Source organism: Pseudomonas sp. 58(2021) (assembly GCF_017491585.1).
GTDB lineage: Bacteria > Pseudomonadota > Gammaproteobacteria > Pseudomonadales > Pseudomonadaceae > Aquipseudomonas > Aquipseudomonas fluorescens_BT.
Window position 1 is genome coordinate 105,003 of record NZ_JAFGYZ010000022.1, and the last position, 7,745, is coordinate 112,747.

Here is a 7,745-nt window from a genome sequence, read left to right on the forward strand (position 1 = left end):
GGCGCAAGGAGCACAGCGAGACAGAACGGATGCTGAACAGTAACTTGCTTAGAAAGCTCGACATGCAGGATCTCATGGTGTTTGTCGCCGTGTATGAGCAAAGCAGCGTCACCGATGTGTCGGAGGCGCTGTTCGTCAGTCAGTCCACCGTCAGTTACTGCCTGAAGAAACTGCGCACCAGTTTTGAAGACGAGTTGTTCGTCAATACCCGCACGGGCATGCGCCCGACCTACAAGGCCAGCAGCATGTATGGCCATGTGCAGAAAATCCTCGAAAGCATCAACCTGTGCCACGCCGGCGCCCCGACCTTCGACCCGACGGCGCAGCCGGTGACCTTCAACATCTGCGCCCCGGAATACTTCGAGCAACTGATCCTGCCGCGCATGCTGAAGCGTTTCGACTTCGACGATCTGCCGGTGATGGTCAACATGCACAAGTTCGAGACGGACGTGCCGGCGCAGGAGCTGCGAGACGGGAGCCTCGATCTGGTGATCTGTTTCGGCCCGCACTTTCACCGCAGCCATACCGACCTGAAATCCCGGATGTTGCTGGAAGATGATCTGGTCTGCGTCTTCGATAAACGTGCGACGCCGCTGGAACCGCGCCTCAGCCTGCAAGCCTTCACCGAGCGTCGGCATGTGTTCCCCACGCCCTGGACCTCGACCACCAACATGGTCGATGGCTGGCTCGCGCGGCAGGCACAGAAGCGCCAGATCGTCGCGCGTTCCAACAGCTACAGCGCAGCGTTGAAGATGATCACCGGCACCGATTTCATCCTCACCCTGCCCCGGCGGATCCAGCGTTTGCTGACCAACGACGCGATATTCAATCACTGCGAGGCACCCAACGGCCTGCCGGGTTTCACCCTCGACATGCAGTGGAGCCACAACGTCGATCAGGACAGCGCCAACCTCTGGCTGCGCGAGCAGGTCATCAAGACCTGCGCGGAGCTGGAGGCGGCCTGAGTCTTACACGCCGATGGCGACTTTACTGTAGGACTCGCGGTCGATATCAAGCAGTTCCACACTCAATTGCACTTCGACACCCGCCGGCCATTCGCACAGGTCCTGCAACACCGCCAACAGGTTTTGCGAGAGTTGTTTCTTGATCTCCGGGGATCGGCCGCTGAGCAGCGCCAGCCTCACTGAAACAAAGGCCCGCTCGCTCATGGCGGTGCCGACCTTGAAGGTTTCCACCTTGAGCGCACGGCTCTTGATATCGAACTCGGCCGCAAACTGACCGGAACCCACCAGGGTGTTGTTGAGCCGGATCAACGCCACGTCGGCGTTCAGTTGCGGCAGGTTGGCGGTGTATTCCATGTGCAGATGTGGCATGTCGGTGCTCCAGAGGTTCGGCAAAAAGGTCGTACATATAACACAGCGACGCCTGACTCACGCCAACGACGCCATCACCGGCCGCTCGCTCATGAACTGCTCCAGCCGCAAACGCAGCCAGCGCTCGGCCGGATCGCTGTCGACATGGCTGAGCCAGACCATCGACAGGTCGAGCGTCGGGGTCTTGAACGGGAACGCTTCCTTGAACAGCAGCCCCGAGGCGGCCATCGCCTCGGCGGTGTAGTCCGGCAGGCTGGCGATCAGGTCGGTGCCCGCAAGCAGCGCCGGCAGCGCGCTGTATTGCGGTACCGACAACACCACCTGACGGGTTCGACCGAGGTCCGCCAGCCACTCATCGGCGTAACCGCTGACATTGGCCGTGTGGGAAACCAGCACATGGGGCCGTGCGCAATATTCGTCGAGGGTCAGCGGGGTGTCGGACTTGTCGGCGCGCAGGATACTCGGCTGGATATGCCGCAGCAGTTTGCGCTTGGCGTTGGCCGGCAGGCCACGGGTCTGGCTGATACCGACGGTGATGTCGCCAGCCGCCAGCAGATCGGGAATGCGCCAGTAATCGACATGCTGCACCACGAATGCCACGTTCGGTGCTTCCTGGCGCAAGACACGCAGCAATGGTGGCAACAGACCGAATTCGACGTCGTCCGACAGGCCGATGCGAAACGTCATGGTGCTGACGGCCGGGTCGAAATCACGGGTCAGGCTCAGCGCCACCGACAGCGAGTCCAGGGCAGGCTTGAGATGGCGATAGATGTCTTCGGCGCGAGCCGTCGGCTCCATGCGATGACCGACGCGAATGAACAGTGGATCGTTGAGCATGGTGCGCAAGCGATTGAGCGCCGAGCTGATGGTCGGCTGGCCGAGAAACAGCTTTTCCGCCGCTCGTGTCACGTTGCGTTCGAGCATCAAGGTCTCGAACACCACCATCAGGTTGATGTCGGCCTTGCGAAGTTCATTGCGGTTCATCCATTGCCCCCCTGTCCCCGGATTGCGGGCAGTGTAGAAAGGCAGCAGGGGTAGCGTCCATCAAAACGGTGCGTCATTGCACCGTCAGGGACTTCAGCCCCAGGCCCATGACCCGCGAATCATCGTTGATCCCCAATTGCCGAGGGCTGATTGCATCCGGCAATTGCAGTTCGATAGTGAGTCGGTCATCGCTCGCAAGGCTGCGACTGAGCGCGGCGCTGATTGGAATTTCCAGGTGATTGCCATGGAACCGGGTCAGACTTGTGGTCAGCACCTGCTCGCCATTGAGCTTCACGATCACTCGCTGGGCGGGATGCTGTGGCTGAACGAAGGCCAATGCGTCGAGCACGATTGAACGCGCCTGCGGCAACACCCGCATTTCGATTTTCGCCTGTTGCCCCTCCGTCCACGTGCCCCAGCTTTCCGGTGTCGACCAGCCGTTGGCCAGTTGTCGGTTTCGGTAATTGAACGTCAGCGTTTGCCCTGGCCCCGAGAGGGGAATCACGGATATCTGCTGTCCCTCATCCTTCATGGGCAGACATCGGGTACAGCGCTTCCACCCCGGAGCGAGCACGATGAGACCGTCCACCCGGGTCAGCAGATCGGTTTCACTGTTGATGCCTTTGGCGGCATCCGCCAGGACATCGTCGCTGAGGATGTACAACGAATCTGCCTCGTATTGACCCGAGTCGAGCATGCGCCGCGCTTTCTGCTGTGCCAGCGCCAGCGCCGAAGAACTCACGCGCGCCAGGTAGACGGCATCGGTGTTCATGCCGTGAACCGCGGCAAACTCGGCAATCATCTGCCAGCGATCGTTCTGATTCTGCGGCATCAGACTGCGAACATTCGTGTAATGCCCGGCAGCGCTTGCCCAGAAAGGATCGCGCATCGGGCTGTTCCAGGTTGCCGATGGCGCGACCATTTTCCCCTGTCTCACGCCAAGCCAGCCACTGCAGGTATCGGCAACCTGGACCAGCAGCGCGGTAGCGAGCAGAAAAATGACAACGCGCGGTCGATAACCGCGCACCACCAGAAAAATCAGGCCCAACATGAAAGCATACAGCACCGGCCAGAACATCCGCCCCGACGCACGGAAGACGTTGGCCAGCCTGAGGATTACCTCCGGCAGTGGATAGCCGACGGTGATTGAGCCGATACCGATCTGATTCGACAGCGCGAAAAGCCACAGGCCGAACAGGGCCGTCAACAGCCAAGGACCGGCGCGCAACGCCTCCCTCAAGGGTTGCCGATTGCCATGCCAGGCAATCAGCGCCAGCGGCACCAGCAAGAGAACGCCCAGCCCCATGTAGTTGAAACCTTCAAAGTCGCCCTCGCGTTTTGGCAAATTGGGCAGGATCCACGACCAGCCCGCCGGATCGACCGGAGACAGCACATTCATCCGGTACAAACCGAAACCGCCCGAGACCGCACCGTCGGCAATGCTGAAATAACCCGCCTGCCAGCAGCACACACTCACCAGCGCAAACAGCAATCCGCCTTCGACCAGCCCCTGACGCCGGGTCAATTGCCGGCTGAATGTCTTGCCCAGCAGATCCGCCAGCCAGATCAGGGCCACCATGGCCAGCAAGTAGGCGTGCACCCATGAGGTCACCGCCAGCAACGCCCCCCAGGCCCAGCGCCGTCGACGCAGGTCCAGCACCAGCGCCAGATACAACGCTGCCAGAATCAGGAAATGCCCGGCCAGGGAAAGGTGCCCGCCCATACGCAGAAACATCGGCGGCGAGAACACCAGCAGCCCGGCCCCCAGCAGGCGAATCAAGGGATTGCCGGTCATCAGCCCGAGCAGTTTCCAGCCAAACCAGGCCTGCAGGACACAACACACCAGTAGCCACAACCCGAAATACTGGAAGGTGTCCGGCAACCACGCGCTGAAGGGTTTGAACAACAGCGCCAACAGGGGGTTGGAGTCGGAAAAGATGATCGAATTGCTCAGTTCCAGACCGTAGAACGGATTGAGGCCGAGTGGAAATGTCCAGGGCGAACGCCGGAAGAATTCCCAGCCCAGATAATGCGTCGCCGGATCACCCTGTTCCAGCCAGGCAATGTTTTGCGGATTCAGCGCTTGCGGCCCGATCGCCAGGAAAAACACCAGCGTCCCCATTAACAACGGCAGTAAGGAGAGTGCCGGGTGCCTGCGCAAATCCTTCATCGATAGGTCCAGAAATTGTGTAACACGAACGTGAATGCCGGAATGGTCAGCGCGACCGCCGCGATGCCCAGCAGGTAATGCAGCCCTGCCATCTGTGCGGCCCAGGCGACAAACATCGCCAGGAAAAAGCCTCCCGCCGAAACCAGCAGGAATCGCAGCAGCGTCTTGCCGTGCAAGCGGGCTGAAAAGCTCCAGGTCGTGTTGATCACATAGGACACCACGGTCGCGACGACAAACGCCACACCGTTGGCCAGTGGAGGATCAGGGCTCACATAATTGATGAACGACATCGCCACCAACGCATGCAACGCGGTGACGAACAGTCCCGTCACGGCAAAGCGCAGGCCGCGCCTGACAAGCGCGTCTTTCTCGGCGGGCATCACGGTTTGCGCGCCAGCACAAAAACACTCAGACCGGCCACGCGGTTCAGGTTCATCAAGGGCAGCTCGAGGCGGCACAGGGTCTTCAGCAGCGCATTAACCAGCGGGTGATGTTTTTTCAGTTGCGAACGGGGTGTCGAACTGCCGGGAATCAGGCGCGAAGCAACAGCCATCGGGAACACCGCGCCGAAGTAGTAGGCGCCCCGCTCGACCGTCAACCCAGCCTTTTCGGTCAAGGCTTCGAACTGCCCGAGCGTATAGCGACGTTTGTGCTCAAGAAAATCATCGTGCCCGCTCCACAGGAACCGGAACGCCGGCACCGTCATCAGGAACCGGCTGCCGGACGGCACTTTGTCGACGTAGGACTTGAGCAATCCGAGGTCATCATCAACGTGCTCCAGCACATCCATCAGCAACACCAGATCGGCGTCCACGCTGTCGATCGCACGGCGGTAATGCACCGGTTTGCCGGCGGTGGTGGCGCTGAAATCGGCCGGGTAGCTGATGTCCACGCACCAGGCTTCGCGGGCAGCCGTGCGCATCAGCAAATGATGAGAAAAGAACCCTGAGCCGGCACCGACATCAAGAATGCGCTTGATCGGTGCCTCCCCCAGCATGCGGCGCGTCGCCGCCGCCTTCGAGCAGTAATACCAATGCTCGCCGATGCTGTCGCCGAGGATGTCGGTTTCCTTGAGATCCATGCTTCAGTCCTTGGGGTCATAGATGCGGCGCACCAGGAAAACCGGTCGGCGTTTCGCTTCGATATAGGTGCGGCCAAGATACTCGCCAAGCACGCCAATGCCGATCAGTTGCAAGCCGCCGAGAAAGGTCACCGCGACCATCAGCGAGGCGTAACCGGGCATGTCGACGCCGTGGATCAGCGTGCGCACCACGATGAACATGGCAAAGGCAAACGACACCAGAGACACCATCGCCCCCAGGTACGTCCAGATCCGCAATGGCTCGGTGCTGAAACTGGTAATGCCCTCCAGCGCGAAATTCCACAGCCTCCAGCCATTGAACCGGCTCTCGCCCACCGCACGCTCCGGGCGATCGTATTCGACCTGAGTGGTGCGAAAACCGACCCAGGCGAACAACCCCTTCATGAATCGCCGGGACTCCGGCAGTGTCAGCAGAGCGTCTACCACACAACGATCCATCAAACGGAAATCGCCGACATTCTCGGGCAGTGCCTGATCGGCGATCTTGTTGTGCAAACGATAAAACCAGCTGGCCGAGATCTGCTTGGCCCACGAATCATTGCAGCGACTGAGGCGATGCCCCAGCACCACTTCATAACCCTCGCGCCAGCGCTCGATCATCTGCAGAATCACCTCGGGCGGGTCCTGCAGATCGACGTCGATCGGCACCACGATCTCTCCGGTACAGATCTGCAAACCGGCGGAAAGCGCCGCCTCCTTGCCAAAGTTACGGCTCAGATCGACGATACGGATCCGCGGATCACGTTGTTGGCGGTGCAGCAAACGCTCCAGCGTCGCATCGCTGCTGCCGTCATTGACGAACACCAGTTCGAGGCGGATCAGCTCTTCAGACTTGAATACCTGATGGATGCGCAGGAGAAAGCCGTCGAGGCTGTCCTCTTCATTGAAGACGGGAACCACCAGCGACAATTTCACCGGCCCCGCGTTTGGCGTTCCGTGCGATTGGGTCAATGGAGTGCTCTTTTCTTATAGTGTCTATCGGTCGCCGAAGCGGATTCGACGCCATGAGCCGCACCGTATTAAGCAGCACCACTGAAGGTCATGCAAGTGTGCCACGAGGACGTACCGGCCAATCCGAAGGCTGATCCAGACGCTCTGCCCCGCCCATTGCGGAAACATTATCGAACGATTGGAAACAAATCCCCGATAGCCAAATAACAGGGCTCGGCTAGGCTTGCGAACATGCGTCAAACAGGTTGTCGCAATATCCCCATCGCATGGAGCGAACTGAATGTATTTCGAGATTTACAGGCAATCCAAGGGCACCCCGAGCACCGGCAAGGGCCAATGGCGCTGGCGGTTAAGGGCGGGAAACCATGAAACGGTTGCCAGCGGGGAGTCGTATGTGAACAAGGCGGATTGTCTGCACGTGATCGAATTGATCAAGGGTGTGCAGGGGGATACGCCGGTCAAGGAGATTTGAGGGGCATCCGGTAAGGCCGCAAAAAAGAAAAAGCCCCGCTGATTTTCATCAACGGGGCTTTTCCGAGACCGACGTAAACACCTGTCTTCAGAATTTCTCGGGGATGTGCCGGAAGGGATAATCCGATTCCTTGTAGCCCCCAGGCTTCTGCCGCTTGGGTAGCTCAACCTTCTCGCGCGAAACACTCTTGTACGGAATGCGGCTGAGGAGATCTGAGATGATATTCAGGCGCGCTCGCCGCTTGTCATTCGAGTCGGCTACCAGCCAGGGCGCATATTCGGTATCGGTCGCCCTGATCATGTCGTCACGCGCCCGCGAATAGTCATACCAGCGACTGTAGGACTTGAGATCCATGGGAGACAGTTTCCAGATCTTTCGACCGTCCTTGATGCGCTCTTCCAGCCGGCGCGTCTGCTCTTCCTGACTGACGTTCAACCAGTACTTGAGCAGAATCACTCCGGAATTGACGATGGCATGCTCCACCAGGGGCACCGTATTGAGGAACTTTTCGACCTGATTCTCGGTACAGAACCCCATCACCCGCTCGACACCGGCTCGGTTGTACCAACTGCGATCGAAGATCACCACCTCGCCGGCTGCCGGCAGATAAGGTAGGTAGCGCTGCAGATACATCTGGCTCTTCTCTCGCTCGCTCGGGGCCGGTAATGCAACCACCCGAAAGACCCGCGGGCTGACCCGATCGGTAAGTGCCTTGATCGTCCCGCCCTTGCC

General features: G+C 59.7%; 9 protein-coding genes. 2 read left to right on the forward strand and 7 right to left on the reverse strand.

Translation table 11 applies throughout. The features are described 5' to 3' along the window. The first annotated feature begins 29 nt into the window (after window positions 1-29). The gene (locus J5M72_RS23080) at window positions 30-965 is read left to right on the forward strand and encodes a LysR family transcriptional regulator (RefSeq protein ID WP_207867199.1); all 936 of its coding nucleotides are present in this window, start codon (window positions 30-32) and stop codon (window positions 963-965) included. 3 nt (window positions 966-968) lie between these two features. On the opposite strand, the gene J5M72_RS23085 is transcribed toward J5M72_RS23080, so the two are convergent. The 6 genes from J5M72_RS23085 to J5M72_RS23110 form a co-directional block, all read right to left on the reverse strand. Then, entirely contained in the window at window positions 969-1,334 is a 366-nt protein-coding gene (locus tag J5M72_RS23085) for a 5-carboxymethyl-2-hydroxymuconate Delta-isomerase (RefSeq protein WP_169429268.1), read from the reverse strand. Between the two features lie 57 nt (window positions 1,335-1,391). Continuing rightward, the gene (locus tag J5M72_RS23090) at window positions 1,392-2,318 is read right to left on the reverse strand and encodes a LysR substrate-binding domain-containing protein (protein WP_207867200.1); all 927 of its coding nucleotides are present in this window, start codon (window positions 2,316-2,318) and stop codon (window positions 1,392-1,394) included. A gap of 73 nt (window positions 2,319-2,391) precedes the next feature. After that, a complete protein-coding gene (locus J5M72_RS23095; RefSeq protein WP_207867201.1) occupies window positions 2,392-4,488 on the reverse strand; it encodes a DUF6311 domain-containing protein in 2,097 nt (698 codons plus the stop codon). Continuing rightward, window positions 4,485-4,871 (reverse strand): GtrA family protein, encoded by a 387-nt coding sequence (locus tag J5M72_RS23100; protein WP_207867202.1) that lies wholly within the window; start codon window positions 4,869-4,871, stop codon window positions 4,485-4,487. The genes J5M72_RS23095 and J5M72_RS23100 overlap by 4 nt, the downstream gene beginning before the upstream one ends. Beyond that, the gene (locus J5M72_RS23105; protein ID WP_207867203.1) at window positions 4,868-5,569 is read right to left on the reverse strand and encodes a methyltransferase domain-containing protein; all 702 of its coding nucleotides are present in this window, start codon (window positions 5,567-5,569) and stop codon (window positions 4,868-4,870) included. Before J5M72_RS23105 ends, J5M72_RS23100 begins: the two co-directional genes overlap by 4 nt. Before the next feature lie 3 nt (window positions 5,570-5,572). Next, window positions 5,573-6,541, reverse strand: a complete 969-nt coding sequence (locus J5M72_RS23110; RefSeq protein ID WP_207867204.1) for a glycosyltransferase family 2 protein — start codon at window positions 6,539-6,541, stop codon at window positions 5,573-5,575. Between the two features lie 280 nt (window positions 6,542-6,821). Here J5M72_RS23110 and J5M72_RS23115 point away from each other — a divergent pair, with 280 nt between their 5' ends. Then, a complete protein-coding gene (locus J5M72_RS23115) occupies window positions 6,822-7,013 on the forward strand; it encodes a DUF1508 domain-containing protein (RefSeq protein WP_064383113.1) in 192 nt (63 codons plus the stop codon). 87 nt (window positions 7,014-7,100) lie between these two features. Here J5M72_RS23115 and J5M72_RS23120 read toward each other — a convergent pair. Beyond that, on the reverse strand, window positions 7,101-7,745 hold a 645-nt coding region (locus tag J5M72_RS23120), incomplete at its 5' end, for a polyphosphate kinase 2 (RefSeq protein ID WP_207867205.1).